This window comes from Kribbella pittospori (assembly GCF_004331465.1).
Lineage (GTDB): Bacteria > Actinomycetota > Actinomycetes > Propionibacteriales > Kribbellaceae > Kribbella > Kribbella pittospori.
In genome coordinates this window covers 115,867-131,888 of record NZ_SJKB01000016.1, presented here as the reverse complement: position 1 = coordinate 131,888, position 16,022 = coordinate 115,867, and the positions used below count along the sequence as shown (strand labels likewise).

15 protein-coding genes are annotated in these 16,022 nt (G+C 68.8%); 3 read left to right on the top strand and 12 right to left on the bottom strand.

Annotated features, from left to right (window positions below; genetic code table 11):
- Positions 1-58: 58 nt before the first annotated feature.
- Both E0H73_RS36870 and E0H73_RS36865 read right to left on the bottom strand, forming a co-directional pair.
- The gene (locus E0H73_RS36870; RefSeq protein WP_131364390.1) at positions 59-550 is read right to left on the bottom strand and encodes a metallophosphoesterase family protein; all 492 of its coding nucleotides are present in this window, start codon (positions 548-550) and stop codon (positions 59-61) included.
- An 11-nt stretch (positions 551-561) separates the two neighbouring features.
- Complete coding sequence (locus E0H73_RS36865) at positions 562-1,551, bottom strand: Rossmann-fold NAD(P)-binding domain-containing protein (protein ID WP_131364388.1); 990 nt, start codon at positions 1,549-1,551, stop codon at positions 562-564.
- Positions 1,552-1,736: 185 nt separating this feature from the next.
- Here E0H73_RS36865 and E0H73_RS36860 point away from each other — a divergent pair, with 185 nt between their 5' ends.
- Positions 1,737-2,048 (top strand): hypothetical protein, encoded by a 312-nt coding sequence (locus tag E0H73_RS36860; RefSeq protein WP_131364386.1) that lies wholly within the window; start codon positions 1,737-1,739, stop codon positions 2,046-2,048.
- Between the two features lie 136 nt (positions 2,049-2,184).
- Here E0H73_RS36860 and E0H73_RS36855 read toward each other — a convergent pair whose 3' ends face one another.
- The 10 genes from E0H73_RS36855 to E0H73_RS36810 all read right to left on the bottom strand — a co-directional run bounded on the left by E0H73_RS36855 (position 2,185) and on the right by E0H73_RS36810 (position 9,193).
- Positions 2,185-2,580 (bottom strand): hypothetical protein, encoded by a 396-nt coding sequence (locus E0H73_RS36855; protein WP_238164509.1) that lies wholly within the window; start codon positions 2,578-2,580, stop codon positions 2,185-2,187.
- Entirely contained in the window at positions 2,577-2,762 is a 186-nt protein-coding gene (locus E0H73_RS36850; RefSeq protein WP_420323446.1) for a hypothetical protein, read from the bottom strand. The genes E0H73_RS36855 and E0H73_RS36850 overlap by 4 nt, the downstream gene beginning before the upstream one ends.
- A 359-nt stretch (positions 2,763-3,121) precedes the next feature.
- Positions 3,122-3,598, bottom strand: coding sequence for a hypothetical protein (locus tag E0H73_RS36845; protein WP_131364382.1), 477 nt, complete (start codon positions 3,596-3,598; stop codon positions 3,122-3,124).
- Complete coding sequence (locus E0H73_RS36840; protein ID WP_131364380.1) at positions 3,598-3,846, bottom strand: hypothetical protein; 249 nt, start codon at positions 3,844-3,846, stop codon at positions 3,598-3,600. The genes E0H73_RS36845 and E0H73_RS36840 overlap by 1 nt, the downstream gene beginning before the upstream one ends.
- 10 nt (positions 3,847-3,856) lie before the next feature.
- Positions 3,857-4,771: a hypothetical protein gene (locus E0H73_RS36835; RefSeq protein ID WP_131364378.1), complete on the bottom strand. Its 915-nt coding sequence runs from the start codon at positions 4,769-4,771 to the stop codon at positions 3,857-3,859.
- 3 nt (positions 4,772-4,774) lie between these two features.
- Positions 4,775-5,035 (bottom strand): hypothetical protein, encoded by a 261-nt coding sequence (locus tag E0H73_RS36830; RefSeq protein WP_131364376.1) that lies wholly within the window; start codon positions 5,033-5,035, stop codon positions 4,775-4,777.
- A gap of 17 nt (positions 5,036-5,052) precedes the next feature.
- Positions 5,053-5,730 (bottom strand): hypothetical protein, encoded by a 678-nt coding sequence (locus E0H73_RS36825; protein ID WP_131364374.1) that lies wholly within the window; start codon positions 5,728-5,730, stop codon positions 5,053-5,055.
- Positions 5,727-8,477, bottom strand: coding sequence for an FtsK/SpoIIIE domain-containing protein (locus E0H73_RS36820; RefSeq protein ID WP_131364372.1), 2,751 nt, complete (start codon positions 8,475-8,477; stop codon positions 5,727-5,729). Before E0H73_RS36820 ends, E0H73_RS36825 begins: the two co-directional genes overlap by 4 nt.
- Before the next feature lie 115 nt (positions 8,478-8,592).
- Entirely contained in the window at positions 8,593-8,988 is a 396-nt protein-coding gene (locus E0H73_RS36815) for a VOC family protein (RefSeq protein ID WP_131364370.1), read from the bottom strand.
- 7 nt (positions 8,989-8,995) lie between these two features.
- Positions 8,996-9,193, bottom strand: a complete 198-nt coding sequence (locus E0H73_RS36810; RefSeq protein WP_131364368.1) for a hypothetical protein — start codon at positions 9,191-9,193, stop codon at positions 8,996-8,998.
- A 121-nt stretch (positions 9,194-9,314) separates the two neighbouring features.
- Between E0H73_RS36810 and E0H73_RS36805 the strand changes: the two genes are divergently transcribed.
- Positions 9,315-12,398, top strand: coding sequence for a PD-(D/E)XK nuclease family protein (locus E0H73_RS36805; protein WP_131364366.1), 3,084 nt, complete (start codon positions 9,315-9,317; stop codon positions 12,396-12,398).
- A complete protein-coding gene (locus E0H73_RS36800; RefSeq protein ID WP_131364364.1) occupies positions 12,391-15,789 on the top strand; it encodes a UvrD-helicase domain-containing protein in 3,399 nt (1,132 codons plus the stop codon). Before E0H73_RS36805 ends, E0H73_RS36800 begins: the two co-directional genes overlap by 8 nt.
- Positions 15,790-16,022 lie beyond the last annotated feature (233 nt).

Here is a 16,022-nt window from a genome sequence, read left to right as displayed (position 1 = left end):
GTGGTACGGCGGAAACTTTCTCACGCCCGGCCGAAGTCGTTGTTCACCGCAACAACCGCTAAAGGTTGTGCAGGGCAACCTTTTCCAGCCGGCCGGCGGTGATCGTCGCGGTCTGGTAGGTGCAGTACGGCTGCGAGCGCCGATCCGTCGGCGATCCGGGGTTGAGCAAGCGCAGACCGCCCGGGCTGGTCGTGTCCCACGGGATGTGGCTGTGCCCGAACACCAGCAGGTCCACGCCCGGGTACGCCTTCTCGCAGCGCTCCTCGCGGCCCTTGGCCGATCCGGTCTCGTGCACGACCGCGACCGACAGCCCGTCGAGCGTCACCCGCGCAACCTCGGGGAGCCGCGCTCGCAGCTCCGGCCCGTCGTTGTTGCCCCAGCACCCGATCAGTCGCTCGGCACGACTCTCCAACTCGTCCAGCAGGGCGACGTTCACCCAGTCGCCGGCGTGGATGACCACGTCGGCACTCTCAACCGCGTCCCAGACCGGCGCGGGCAGCTTCTTGGCCCGCATCGGCAGATGAGTGTCCGAGATCAGCACCAAGCGCATGCGCCCACTCTCTACTCCGGCAGCGACTCGATCAACTCCTGCTCCTTGGCCGGGCTGAGCCCAGCACGACGCTCGCGATCCAGCCCCAGCTCACGCTCGAAGGCCAGCACGTCGGTGAGGAACTCGCGTCGCGACCGATGTGTCAGCCCAGCGTTGAGCGCCGCTTCACCGCTCCGGCTCGACCACCCTTCATACCCGGGCTCTACGATCCACATCGCCAGCGAGTCCGGCCCCATGTACTGCTCGACCTTCTGCTCCACCAGCCAGTCCCGCGGCGCGAGCACGACCGGTCCGGTATGACCACCGACCTCACGCACCAGCTCGATCCACTCCCCGAAGGGCACGATCGGGCCGCGGACATCGAACGTCCCGGTCCGGCCCTCCGTCGCACAGTCCAGCAACCACGACGCCAGGTCGCGGACGTCGATGACCGAGGTCGCGAGGTCAGGCGTGTCCGGCACCAGCATCGGCTCCTCCGGCGCACGAGCCGCACGCGCCGGCCAGGCACCGGCCCGGTCGCTCTTGTCCCCCGGCCCACCGATGAGTCCGGCCCGGGCGATCACCAACCGGTCCCCGACCGTCTCGACCGACGCCAGTTCGCAGGCGACCTTCGCTTCGCCGTACAGCTCCCGGCCTGGCGTGTCCTCCCCCGTCGGCTGCCGCAGTACGGCCGACTCGTCGGCGCCTGGCGTGTCGTACTTCTCGTACGCGTTGACCGACGAGACGTACGTCCAATGCTTCGTCCGCGCCCCGAACGCCGCCAACGCACCACGGACGAACCTGGGCTGCCACGACACCTCGAAGACCGCGTCCCACTCTTGATCGGGCACAGCGTCGTACGCGTCCGGGCTGCTGCGGTCGGCGGCGATCAGCGTCGCGCCATCGGCGACCTCACCACTCTCCCCGCGTGCCAGACAGGTGACCGCGTGCCCGCGCGCCACCGCCTGCGTCGCGATCTCACGACCCAGCCAGGCAGTCCCACCGAGAATCAGAATCTCCACGCGGACAAGCCAATCAGGCGCCGCCGACAAATCCCACTTCCTCTGCCGAGGGCAGAAGCGAACCCTTCGTGATCCGTCGCGGGCGTCAGGTCACCGTAAGCCGTGACCTCTTGCGGAGCAGACGATCCAGGCGCAGTGTCGGCCTTGAAGGCACCTGGGGTGGGTGCCCAGGGCAAGGGGGAGACATGGCAGGGTTCGTACAGATCATCGAGTACCGGACGTCGAAACCGGACGAGGTCGCGGCACTCAACGAGCAGTACCGCAAGGAACGCGAAGCACAGGGTGACGGCCCCGCCCCCACGCGTGGCATCACCTGCGCCGACCGGGACGACCCCGGGCGCTACTTCGCGATCGTCGAGTTCGCCTCGTACGAGGAGGCGATGGAGAACTCCGGCCGCGCCGACACCGGCGACTACGCGGCCAAGATGATGGAGCTGTGCGACGGGCCGGCCACGTTCTACAACCTCGACGTGGCCCAGTCCTTCGAGATGAGCTGACCTCCGGGGGGGACTCAGCCCCAGCCGTATCGCGAGTCCGGCTGGGTCCCAGGGAATGGGTGGCCGGTGCCGAAGGGAGGCTCGGCACCGGCCCGCCCGTTTCAGACCGGGTCCGCGGCGCCGGACCCGGTCCGGCTCATCGGAACACCCGGTACGACGACCCACCGGCCGGCGGGGCACCGCCGTGCGCACCGAGGTCGCGGTCGCTGTGCAGCGGGTCGGGGTCCTGTGGCTCGGGGGCGGAGTGCAGATCCGGCCACGGTCGGGGCGGGAGAGTCTCGCGGGGTGGCAGCTTCAGGTCAGGATCGGGGCCTTGCTCGGGGTCGATCCACTCGACCACGGTGGCCCCGCCGTGGCCGTGGATGGCGACGACGGACTCGATGCCGTCCCACACGGTCGTGGTCGGATAGTCGCCGTACCAGCGCAGCGCCACGGCGCCGTCGGTGAACTGGACACCTTCGGCGACGGGGCCGGTGCCACTGACACCGGAGACGTCGTGATGGCGGATCAGCCGGAAGCGACGGGTCGTCATTTCGGGGCTACCTCCCAGAGCCGTTCGCCCGGCAGCACGCGGCCCGGGCCTTGATCGGTGTCGGGGATCGGTTCGCTGGTCACGCGCAGTCCGGCGAACCGGCGCGACATGGCTTCGGCGTAGCGTTCGGCCAGTTCGGCCTCCGCCCGGTAGTCCGCGACGACGTGGTCCCCGAACCACACTCGTACGCGGCAACGTTGCGGTACTGGATCGCCGGCGGACATCTCAACGCACCCGGCGCGTCGGACGAACCACTGCGGTGCTTCCCACCAGCGCCATCGATCTGCGGTTCACATCGATCACTTCCACTTCCCTGTGGGGATGGCTTCACAGGTAGTGACGTCCCCACCAACCCTTCATGACGCAACTTCCCAAGAACTTTTCAAACCCCACCCGCCGCCCACCCGGTCGACCGCCACCCCTACCCAACAACCCACGCCCGCCACACCGCGTCGTCGGGCGGATCCGGGGTGATCTAGCCACTCGGCAACCTCCTCCGGCAGACCAGAGGTCGCCACAAACAGACAGTCCACAGCGGACATCAGCTCACGACCCAGTCCCGCCAGGTCTCGATGTCTGGAGCGTCGAGGGTTGTGCCGGGCGGGAATGTCTGGACTCCGGCACCGGGGAGGTACGCCGCGGCCAGGTGAGACATGTTGTGGCTCAGAACGATCGCCACATCGGGCTGTCCGGCAGCCACCTCGTCGAAGACCGCGCGTGCTTCCGCCACCTGCGCCTCCTCGTCCTTCGCGCCCACAAGACGAACCTCCACCGCCGCCGTGTAGCGGTCGATCGCCGACACATCCTCGGGCTCAGGATCCACGGAACCGTACGCGTTCGGCTCGACGACGAAGACGACCGCCCCCTCGGCGGTCCGCGCACCCGCGGAGAACAGGTACTCGTCAGCTTTCAGGGCAGGATCCTCGAGACTCCGCAATCGGAGCACAGTCGACAGCCAGGCAACCGTGCTCTCGAGTGATCCACTCGAGGCGAGAAAGATGTCGTCAGTCGTAGACATCACTGCTCCTTCGTGAAGGTGACCAACTGCCCGTCACCGAGAATGACATGAACGATGTCAGCCACTGCCTTCTGCGGTTGTTTGCACGCCCTCCGGAACGATCTCCAGGCGACCTCCCGGGTCAGTCCGACCCGTCGGCCATCGATGACGACCTCGCCTCGTTCCCCGGCCTGTCCGCTGGCTTTGAGCATGCTTCGCGTCACTGCGTTCGACGAACCGCTGTCCTGGGTCTTGAACTCGATGATCACGCCGACATCGTCAGCGCTCTTGCGCGCCATCACATCCGGGCTGCTGATCTTGTGCCTGGTGTGATTCTCCTTGCGGGGGCACGAACTCGGGACCTTTCGGACCGGGATCGAAGGCTGGGTCGAAGTCGGGGGCGTCTCCGAGGAGCGGGGGGAGGTTGATGTCTACGACGATGGGCTGGGGACGGTCTTCCTCGGGGTAGGCGAAGGTGGCTTCTACCCGGTCGGGGTGGATGGTGAGGGTGGCTTGTTGCCATTGGTGGTCGGCGGACTCGGCCATGGCGGCGAGGAGTTGTTCGACGGCCTTGGTGAGGTCTACGGCGATCTCGAAGTCCTGGAGCAGGTGGTCGTTGCGTTTCTTGTCTTCGTCCTCGTTGCGTTCCTCGATGATCAGTTCGCCGGTTTCGGCGACGGTGATTTCCACTTCGAGGGGCTCGTCGGGTTGAGGGTCTTCGTCGTCCTTCTCGCGCTGTTTGCGGAACTTCTCGAACGCCTTGCGGGCGACGGTGATGAGCGGTGGCTCGTTGTCCTCCGGCGTTTCGAGGTCGTCGAAGGTGGCGGTGAGACGTTTGGTGCGGCCCTTCGAGTCGCGTTCGGCCAGGTCGCCGGTGCCGCCGGTCAGCTTGTTGCGGTCGGCGGAGTCGGACGACGGCCGGTTGGTCCCACGGCCGCCACCGACGAGCCGGTCCGCCCAGGCCCGGGCCTTCGGCGGCGCCATCGACAAGTAGTGCGCAGCGGCTTCGCAGGCCCGAGCGGCCGCGTCCAACTGCTGCGCAGCGACAGTCGCGCGGCCCTGGGACGCCGCGATCGCCAGGGCGGCGTTCTCGCGGCAGCGGTCGGCGGTGCGCTGCAGGTGGCTGACCACCTGCGGCACCTCATCGAGGCATTCGACCAAGCCCCGCGCGACCCGCTGCAGGTCCGACGCCATGGGTCAGATCTGGTCGGCGTAGCTCTTGCATCCGGCCGAGGCGATCTCCAGCGCCTCGGCGGCCTGCTCGACGGCCTTGCCGGCCGCCTCCAGGATCTCGGTGATGTCGCGGTCGACGCCGGTCGCCGTACCCGCGATCAGGCTCTCCACCTGCTGGCTGTGCTGGGTGAAGCGCAGCTTGAATCCGGCCAGGCCGCCCGCCGCCTGCTTGGCCTCCATCGAGACCTGGTGCAGCTGTTCCTTGAGCCGCTGTACATCGGACACCTGAACCCACTCCTGAACTAGTTGCGCTTCTTCGGCAGCACGATCGCCGTACCGGACACCACCACCGGCACCAGGATCGCGATCCACCAGGGCAGCCCGGCGGCCATCAGTACGACGACCGCCACCGCGCCGCCCCAACCCCACCACCGGGCACCGGGCAGTCGCGGCAACCCGAGCACCCGGGACGCGGCCAGCATCGTGACGGCGGCGATGGCCGCAGCCTCGACCCCGGCCAGGAACGATCCGGTGACCACCCACACCACCAGGAACCCGACCAGCGTCAGAGCCGCGCTGATGGTACGGCGCTTGCGTCGCTCCTGCAGTTCCCGGGCCTGGGCGCGGACCTCCTCGAGCGTGTCGACCGCCTCACCCAGCTGCTTGGTGAGGCGCGCGGCCACGGTCTCGATGTCGTTGAGCGCACGGATCTCCGGCAGTGCGACGTTCGCCCGCTTCCCGTCCGCGGGCAGTCCGGCGCGCTGCAGGCTGGCCGCGGCCTTCTCGGCCAGTGTGTTCAGCCGAGCCTCCAGCTGCCTCCCGCGCTCGGCCATGGCTTCGGCCTCGGCCATCGCAGCGGCCTCGGCCTTCGTCTTGTGCGCGGTCAACCGGTCCTGCGCCTGCTGCGCGTCCGCACGGGCCCCTGCGACCGTCCGCAACGCCCGTGCGTACTCGGACCACACCTGCTGTTCCGTCTTCATCGCCGTACCTGCTCCACTGCACGGTCCACCTCGTCGGACCGCAGTGCGGCAAACGGTACGACGATCTGCGCCTCAGGATGCAGCCCGTCCCACAGCAACCCGCGGTGCGGTTCGGAAGCCCACCGCACCAGCGGACCGCACACCGCACGTACGCCGTCCTGCGGGTGCCGGAGGAAGAGGTGGGTCGCCACATTGGCACGCCCGTACCCGAGCTGCTCGGTGCAGACGTGCAGCCGGTTCCACCACCCGAAGGTGACGAGCCCCTGCGCCGGTCCGTCCCGCACGATGTCCTGCAGCGCGTTCGCCGGGCTCTCGAAGTACCCGTCGGCGTGCAGCTGCATCCGCGGTACGCCGTGGAAGCCGAACCCGAGCAGATAGGTCTCACCGACCTGCCCGTTGCGGACCGCGTCCCGCAGGGAGAACAGCCGCGGTACGACGTCGTCGTGCTTGTCGACCGTCTCGACCTCGCACCCGAGCTGCCGCAACGCCTGCACCAGCGCGTCCTTGCCCTCGGCAACAGCAGGCGCGGAGTTCGTACCGTCCATGAAGATGAACCGCGGCGGATCCACCGCGGCAGCCGCAGTCGACAACGCCAGACCGCTCAGGACTCCGAGCGCGTCAGCCGGACCATCACCCAGCACGAGTACGCCGGCACCCGGCTCAGCCCGCACCTCAACCTGCACAGGCTCCTCGGTCACCGCAATCGGCAAACCAGTCCAAGGCCGCCCCAGCTCGGGCTTCACCGCCGCAGCCGTCTCCGCCAACCGAGCCGGCTCCGCGAGATGGAAGACCCGGGGCGGACGCGCCGCCTCACCCGCCCGCAGCCACAGCTCACGCCGCAGATCGTCCAGCACAAACTTGTCCGCAAAGCTGACCAGCACATGCTGGTTGTCATCCGGCGACCCGAAGTTCGCGTTCAGCACCGCTTCACCACGGAACTGCAACTCGGCCGCAGCCGTGTTCCCGCTCCGCAAGATCGCCTGCGAGTCGGCCGGCGTGGTCTTCAGCGCGATCCGGTACGGCACCTGGCCGAAGATCGAGTCCCGCCGCGTCGACAGCCGCTTCACACCCTCGATCGTCTGCGTCGCCAGCACCACATGGACGCCGTACGCACGCCCCAACCGCACCAACCGCTCCAACAGCTTGGCCGCCTCGTCGGCAAGTTCGTCGTCGTCCTCCAGCAGCACCTGGAACTCATCCAGTACGACGAGGATCCGCGGCGGCCGGTCCGGTCCCGGCTCGAGCTCTGCGATGTCGGCGACGTTCCCGTGCGACTTGAAGATCTCGCTGCGCCGCGCCAGTTCGTCGGACAGGTGCCGCAGTACGGCGAGACCGAACTCCCGATCGCTGTGGATCCCCAGCACGCGCACATGCGGAAGCCAGTGCTCCCGCTCCCCCGCCGGACCCAGCGCGGAGAACTCGACACCGTGCTTGAAGTCGAGCAGGTACATCTCCAGATCCACCGGATCGTGCCGCGCGGCCAGACCGTGGATCATCACGAGTAACAGGTTCGACTTGCCCTGACCGACCGCACCGCCGACGAGGACGTGCGGCAGCGCCGGGTTGCCGCTGCGCAACCGCACCAGCGCCGGCGTGCGGTCGTCGTACCCGATGACCGTGTTCAGCTCGTCGGTCACCGGCTGCCACCAGGCGGAGCGGTCCGGCAGGGTCCGGTCGAAGTCGATCGTCGGCAGTACGGCGATCTCCGCCAGCTCCGCGATCACGTCACAGATGCCGGCGGCAACGTTCGCGTCGAACGCCGGATCGAGCTTCGCCGGTACGCCGGGCAGTTGCGCGACCTCGACCTTGTTGTTGGCAATGGCAACGGAGGTGAGGTGATCGAGCAACTGCTTGGTGTCGACGTCGGACTCCGCCGAGGTCGATGGGTCGTGGTGGACCAGAAAGCAGATGCCGCGTTCGCCGGCCGTCGCGGCCAACCGGAGCAGGTCGCGCTGGGCGAGCGTGTCGATGCCGGCCGGGTAGTCGAACAGGATGACCAGCCGGTACGGATCGGTCACCCGGCCGGTCTCCCGAATCAGGTCCTCGAACCGCTTGTGCCCGAGCTGCGCCTGCCGGCTGGCCCGCAGCGACGACACATCGACCAGTCCGGACAGCACACCGTGCAGCTGCTCTGCGGTGTGCGTTGCCCTGGGCACCAATTGCGGGTACTTCGTGGTCAGGTGGCCGAGCAGCCCCATCATGCCGGTGAGATGCGGGTCGTACGCGTCCACCCTGATCCGGAACGGTTCGGCGGCCGCGACCAGTCGCATCGCAACGCTCTGCAGGAGCCGGCGGGCGGACTCGTTGCGGTCGGCGGTCACCTTCCAGCCGTTCGTCCGCAGCAGTGGCGCGACGACCGGCGTACCGGCGTCCAGCTCACCCACCCGGATGTACGACGGGACGCCTGCGCCGACCAATTGGCGCGAGCGCCAGCGGGCGTCGTTCGGGGGGACTGCCGCGAGACCGGGTGCGAGTCGGTCCGCGAGTAGGCGTGCAGCCGGCTCGGCCTCGGCCAGTGCCTCGGCTGTCTTGGCATCGACCAGCCCGCGGGACTCACGACGGGCGATTGTGGTCTGCTCCTGTAACTGACGATGCAGCTGCACGGCCCGCTGGTGCTCGCCGTACGTCAGCCGGTGGGCGTTGTCCAGCAACTGCCCGAGAGCGTGTTGGAGACCGCGGATCCGCGCTTCCAGGAGCTCCGGCGAAACCGGTCCGGGCGGACTTCCCCCGTCAGGCTTCTCCGTCACGAGCACCGTCCTTCCACACTTGCCCCGCGACCGTACTGATTGCCTGGTGTAACCATGTCACACCAACAGTCCCTGGTGTCACTCCAGGCATCAGTAGTCTCACCCTCCGGCCCAGTTACTCGGGGGCGACGATCTCGAGCTCGTAACCGTCCTCGTTGTGCAGGAAGGCGGCGTAATGCTGCGGGCCGCCGGCGTACGGGTGCCGGTCGGCGAACATCAGCGTCCAGCCGTTCCGGGTGGCTTCGCCGACGATCGAGTCGACCTCGGCGCGACCGGCCGCGTTCAGCGCGAGATGGTTCATGCCAGGGCGCATCCGGTCGTGCTCTTCGGCGGACATCGCTGGGCTCTGCTCGACCACGACATAGCTGCCGTCGGGTGCGGTCCAGGTCATCCCGCCGGGCCAGCCGTCACCGTCCTTCCAGCCCAGCCGGTTGAGGATCCAGCCCCAACTCCTCAGTGCCCGGGACAGGTCCGGGACCCAGATCTCGACATGATGCACAGCGGCTGCCATCGGAGCATTATCTGTGCTCGTCGAACCGGTTCGACACCGCCATCGCGACCAGTCCCGACACGACCAGCCAGATCAGTGCGGCGACCAGCCACGGCCACCACTCGCGGCCCTGCGCGGCGTCGGCGACGGCCTTGCCGAACAGCCCGCCGGCGGGCGCGAAGACCAGCACGAGCAGCGCCCGCGCGATCGTCGTCTCCCTGGTCATTCCTTCATTGTGCGAGCCGGTCGCGAACCCTGCAGAAACCTTGGCGTTTCGCGCCCCGTCATCTTTCTGTCCGTGCCAGGGTTTACCGTCTGCGGTGACAGTCAACGCATCGGGGGTTTCGGTGAGCAGCACCCGGATCGAGAGCACGGCCTACGGTGCGGCCGCGCTGGAGTGCCTGCAGGCCGTGGTCGCGCGGCTGAAGGCCGACGATCCGATGAAGCCCGTCACGCTGCTGCTGCCCAACAACCTGTCCGGGGTCATCGCCCGCCGCCGGCTCGCGCTGTCCGGCATCGCAGGCCTCTATCTGGCGACCTTGGAGCGATTGGCCGAGCAGCTCGCGGCCGGTGTGCTGTCGCCGCGTCGGCCGGCCACGCGTCCGATCGTGGCCGCGACCTGGCGGACCGCGCTCTCGAAGGCGCCCGGGATCTTCCAGGACGTCGCCGAGCATCCATCGACGATCCAAGCGCTTGCGTCAGCCCACCGCGAGCTCCGCGACCTGACCGATGCGGCGCTCGACAACGTCGCCGGTGCATCCGTGCTCGGCCCCGACCTGGTCCGGCTCCACCGCCACGTCACCACAGAGCTCGGCGCGGATTGGTACGACGAGACCGATCTACTCCGCGCCGCGGCTGCACGCGTCGCCGCAGACCCCGCGATCGTCGGTGAGCTGGGGGCTCTGGTTCTGTATCTGCCCCAGGAGCTCACCCAGTCCGAGGCCGCCTTCGTCGAGGAGCTCGGCGCCGCGGCTGCAGACCTCACGGTCATCATCGGTCTGACCGACGTACGGCGGGCGGACCGTGCGGTGCGGCGTTCGCTGGAACGCATCGGCATCGATCTGCCAACGTCGATCTCGAAGAACTACCCGGTCGCGACCGAGATCCTGAATGCGTCCGATGCCGACGACGAGGTGCGTTGTGTGGTTCGCGATGTGGTCGCGTCCCTGGAGCGCACTCCGGCCCATCGCATCGCGGTGCTGTACACGGCCGCGGCGCCGTACGCACGGCTCCTGCACGAGCATCTCGCCGCGGCGCAGATCGAGGTCAACGGTCCCGGCACGCGGCCGGTGCACGAGCGGGCGATCGCACGGACTCTGCTCGAGGTGCTGGCGCTCGTCGACCACGACCTGCCACGGGCCGATGTGTTCCGTGCGCTCGCCAACGCGCCGACGCGCGACTTCACCGGAGAGCGGATCCCGGTGCCGCAGTGGGAGCGCATGTCTCGGGCCGCTGGTGTGGTTCGCGGCGACGACTGGGATACGCGTCTGGCTCGGTACGCCGAGGCCGAGCGTCGTACGGCGAATCAGGAAGAGGCCGCCGAGGATTCACGGCCGGCCGCGATCCGGCGCGCGCGGTACAACGCGGAGCGGGCCGAGCGGTTGCATGCCTTCGCTTCAGAGCTTCGGCGTCGCCTGGGTGCTCTCACGCTGTTGGAGACGTGGGCCGAGCTGGCCGACGGCGTCCTGCAACTCTTCCACGATCTGCTCGGCGACTACTCGTCCCTCCCGATCGAGGAGCAGTACGCCGCTGCGGCGGTCGAGGGATCGCTGAAAGGCCTGTCCACGTTGGACGAGCTCGGTACGCCGGCCAGCCTCGCGGTGCTGCGCGACGTACTGGATCTGGAGTTGCAGCAGTCGCTCCCCCGCGTCGGCACATTCGGCACCGGCGTACTGGTGGCGCCGATGTCCGCGAGCATCGGATTGTCGGCCGACATCGTCTACGTCGTCGGCCTGTCGGAGGATCTGTATCCGGGTCGGGTGCACGAGGACGCGTTGCTTCCGCATCGGGTTCGCGAGGCCGCGGCGCCGGAGTTGGCGTCGTTCCGGGATCGGCTGGACGAGAAGCAGCGGCACCTGTTGGCTGCGTTCTCTGCCGGGTCTCGGAAGGTGGTGGCGTCGTTCCCACGTGGCGATCTGCGCCGATCCTCACGGCGATTGCCGACGCGCTGGTTGCTCGGGTCGTTGCGATCGCTGACCGGCGATCACGCACTCGCGGCGACACAGTGGGACCAGGGCGAGTACGGCGACCGACTGCGGACGTCGGCGTCGTACGCGGGATCGTTGACGACGGCAACCATCCCTGCGACGGAGCAGGAGTGGCAGGTCCGGTCGGCGGCGGCTGGGTTGTGGCTGAACGACGCGGTGTTGGTACGTGCGCGCGAGCTGCTGCGAGGGCGTGGCAGCAACGCGTTCACTCGGTTCGACGGCGACCTGTCCGGGGTGCCGGGCTTGCCGGAGTACGCGGTGGAGGACCGGATCGCGTCGCCGACGTCCCTGGAGGCGTACGCGACCTGCCCGCATGCGTACTTCGTCGAGCGGTTGCTTCAGGTGGAGCCGCTCGAGGCGCCGGAGGACCTGCTCGTCATCTCGCCACTGCAGATCGGCAACCTGATCCACAACAGTCTCGATGCGTTCGTCTCGCGGCTGGCCGGTTCGTTGCCCGGGTACGGCGAGCCGTGGTCGGCCGAGCAGCGGAGCTTGCTGCTGGCAATCGGTGCGGACCTGGCCGATCAGTTCGAGGCGGAAGGGCTGACCGGGCATCCGCGCTTGTGGCAGCGCGAGCGGCTGCGGATCCTGCACGACCTGATGGAGCTGCTCGCCGACGACGAGCGATGGCGTTCGCTGCGGGATGCGTCGGTGGTGGCGAGCGAGCTGCGGTTCGGGTTCGAGGGCGAGCCGCCGGTCGAGATCCTGGTGCCATCGGGACGCGTGCTGCTCCGCGGTTCGGCCGACATGGTCGACCTCGGTCAGGACGGGACGATCTACGTCACGGATGTGAAGACCGGAGGGTTCTCGCGGTACGAGGCGATCGAGTCCGACCCGGTCGCGGGCGGGACGAAGCTGCAGCTGCCGGTGTACGCCTATGCGGCCCGCGCTCGCCTGGGAGAGCAGTCGACCCCGGTCGAGGCGTCGTACTGGTTCGTCCGGCGCGGCGGGAAGCGGATCCCGGTGCCGCTGACCCCGGAGGTCGAGGCGCGGTACGTCGACACCCTCGACGTGATCGTGTCGTCGATCGCGGCCGGGTTCTTCCCGCCGAAGGCACCGGAGATCCCGGACTTCCTCTGGGTGCAGTGTCCGTATTGCAACCCCGACGGCCTCGGCCACAGCGAGGTGCGGGCGCGGTGGGACCGCAAGCGCCACGATCCGGCGTTGGAGCGTCTGGTCCGGTTGATCGACCCGGTCGTGTACGAGGAGGCCGGCGATGAGTGAGCAACTGCTGGACGAGCCGGCCCGCGAGCGGATCCGGTCGGACACGTGGTCGACACTGTTCGTCGAGGCGGGCGCCGGGTCGGGGAAGACGCACGCGCTGGTCGATCGGGTCACCACGCTGGTACTCCGGGACGGCGTACCGCTACGGACGATCGCGGCCGTCACCTTCACCGAGAAGGCCGGGGCGGAGCTGCGCGACCGGCTGCGGGTCGAGTTCGAGAAGGCGCGGAAGGGACCGGCCAGGGCGCAGGCGGACGAGGCGTTGGACGACCTCGACTCCGCGTCGATCGGGACGTTGCACGCGTTCGCGCAGCAACTTCTGCTGGCGCATCCGATCGAGGCCGGCCTGCCGCCGCTGATCGACGTACTGGACGAGGTCGGGTCGTCGGTCGCCTTCGAGGAACGCTGGGCGGAGTTGCAGCAGCAGTTGCTGGACGACGACTCGATCGCCGAGCCGTTGCTGCTGGCGATGGCGGTCGGCGTCGAGCTGAAGCATCTGCGATCGCTGGCGCGGCTGTTCGGCAACGACTGGGACCTCATTGCCGAGCGCGTACTGGTGGAGCCGCCCGAGTTGGTGGCGATGCCGGATCTCAGCGGTCTGATCGCGGCCGCCGCGCAGATCGGCGGGGTGGCCGAGGCGTGCATGGATCCCGAGGACCGGCTGCTGCCGAAGGTGCACTACCTCCGCGAGCTCGGGGTGATGCTGGACGCCGCGACCGACCAGGAGCGGCAGCTGGCGATCCTGCAGTCGTTGCGGGGGCTGAAGATCGGCCGGATCGGGCGCAAGGAGAACTGGCCGGACATCACCAAGGTGCGCGACGACTGCTCCGCGGTCGTCGACGTGGCCAACTCCCTGGTCGACCTGCTGCTGGATGCTTGCCTTCGGCACCTTTCGCACTGGATCGCGGAGCGGGTGCTGGAGTCGGCGGAGCTGCGACGGGCCGAGGGGCGGCTCGAGTTCCACGACCTGCTGGTGCTGGCGCGCGATCTGCTCCGGCGAGAGCCGTCGGTGCGGTCGGCGCTGCAGGAGCGGTACGAGCGGCTGCTGCTGGACGAGTTCCAGGACACCGATCCGATTCAGATCGAGCTGGCGGTCCGGATCGCGGGCGGCGCGGAGGCGGACGCCGAGGACTGGCGTGACGTCGAGGTACCGGAGGGCCGGCTGTTCGTGGTCGGCGACCCGAAACAGTCGATCTACCGCTTCCGTCGGGCGAACATCGCGACGTACCTGACGGCGCAGGACCTGCTGGGTGAGACGGTCGCGCTGACGACGAACTTCCGTACGGTGCCGCCGATCCTGACCTGGATCAACACGGTCTTCGAGACGCTGATCCAGCCGCAGGAGGCTGCTCAGCCGTCGTACCAGTCGCTGTCGCCGCATCGGAGCGGTCCGACCGGGAAACCGTCCATACCTAAGACCGAACAACCATCCAGTGTCAGCGGCGATCAGCTGTCGCTCCTCGGCTTTGGTGATGAGGATGACGATCAGGTCACTGATCTCGCGGCCGTTCTTCCCTTCCGGCGGCCCGGTGACGTCGTGTCTGAGGCTGCGGCACCGGTGGAGTACGACGAGTCCGTCTCGGGTCCTGCCGTCACCATCCTCGGGTCCGAGCCACATGCCGACCTTCCCCGCGCACAGGCGTCCGTCCTGCGCGAGCGGGAAGCCATCGACGTTGCCGCCGTCATCGAGCAGGCGCTCCGTGACGGCTGGCAGGTGTACGACGAGCGCGCCGGGGTCTGGCGGGCGGCCGAGGCCGGCGACATCGCCGTACTGGTTCCAGCCCGTACGTCGCTGCCGTTCCTCGAGGATGCCCTTGATCGCGCGGACATCCCGTATCGCGCCGAGGCAAGTTCGCTTGTCTACCAGACCGCCGAGGTGCGCGACCTGCTTGCCTGTGCTCGGGCGCTGGGTGATCCGAGCGACCAACTTGCGCTTGTCACCACCTTGCGTTCCCCGCTGTTCGGGTGCGGCGACGACGACCTCTTCGTGTGGAAGCGCTCTGGTGGCTCCTTCACCTTGACCGCGCCGATCCCGGACCAGTTGCTCACGCATCCGGTGGGCGAGGCGATCGAGTGGCTCCGCCGGACGTACTACGCCTCGCGTTGGCTCACCCCGAGCGAGGTCCTGGCCAAGATCGTGGCCGATCGCCGCATGCTCGAGGTGGCCGCGATCGGCCCGCGAGCGCGCGATGCCTGGCGCCGGATCCGTTTCGTCGTCGACCAGGCTCGCGCGTGGTCCGAGGTTGAGCATGGCGGCCTGCGTTCGTACCTCGCCTGGGCCGCGCACCAAGGTGAGGAGACGTCACGAGTCGCCGAGGCGGTCCTGCCCGAGACCGACGCGGACGCGGTGCGGGTGATGACGATCCATGCTGCGAAGGGCCTGGAGTTCCCGATCGTCATCCTGTCCGGCATGACCGCGGCGCCGAACCGGCAGCGCGGCGTGCAGGTGCTGTGGCCGCAGGATGGCGGTTATGCGGTCAAGCTGAAGTCGTCGGTGCAGACCGAGGACTTCGACCTCGTCCAGCCGGTTGACGAGCAGATGGACGGGTTCGAACGCCGCCGGCTGCTGTACGTCGCGGCCACCCGCGCCCGCGACCATCTCGTCGTCTCGCTGCATCGCTCCGGCAACCGCAAGCACTCCAGCAACGCGGAGCTCCTCGCTTCCGCCGGCGGGGTTGAGGCTCCGCACGGGACGCTGTTCGAGAGCCCGGCGCCGGTCGTGCGCGATCCGCGGACTACGGCCGACGTCACTCCGCCAATCGCCCGTACCGAGTGGGACACGCGCGTGTCCGCGGCCCGCGCCGCGAGTCGCGCCCGCTCTGCACAGAGCGCCTCCGGTTTGGAGGGCACCGGGCCTGATGTCGCGTTGGCCGAGGTGGATCCTGGGACGGCGAAGGCGCCTCGCGATCTCGAGCTGCCGCCGTGGTCGAAGGGCCGCTACGGCACCGCGATCGGTCGCGCGGTTCACGGCGTACTCCAGGTGGTTGACCTGAGCAACGGCGCCGGGCTCGAGGCCGCGGTGTCGGCGCAGTGCCTTGCCGAAGGTGTCCTCGAGTACGCCGATGTCGTCACGGCGCTCGCGCGTTCGGCGCTGGCATCCGAGGTGGTTCAACGCGCCGCCGCTCGGGAGCACTGGCGCGAGTCGTACGTCGGCACCGTCCAGCCCGACGGCACGATCCTCGAGGGTTTCGTCGACCTCATCTACCGCGAGGACGACGGCCGCCTCACGATCGTCGACTACAAGACCGACGCCATCCCCGCCGCAGCGCTGGACAGCCGGGTCGCCTACTACGCACCCCAACTCCAGGCGTACGCAGCCATCCTCCCCAACACCGCCACGCCCATCCTCCTGTTCCTCAACCCCACCACAGCCACCGAACGCCGCCTCTAACCTCCCCGAAGAACCCCGACCCAAGCCCACACCACCCTCCCAGGCGGCACCCGGCGACGGGGCGGACCCGGGCACAGGACGGGACCCGAGGACAAGGCGGGGACCCGAGGACAGGGCGGGGACCCGAGGACAGGGCGGGGACCCGAGGACAGAACAGGACCCGGGCACCGGGCGCGGACCCGAGGACAGAACAGGACCCGGGCACCGGGCGCGGACCCGAGGACAGAACAGGA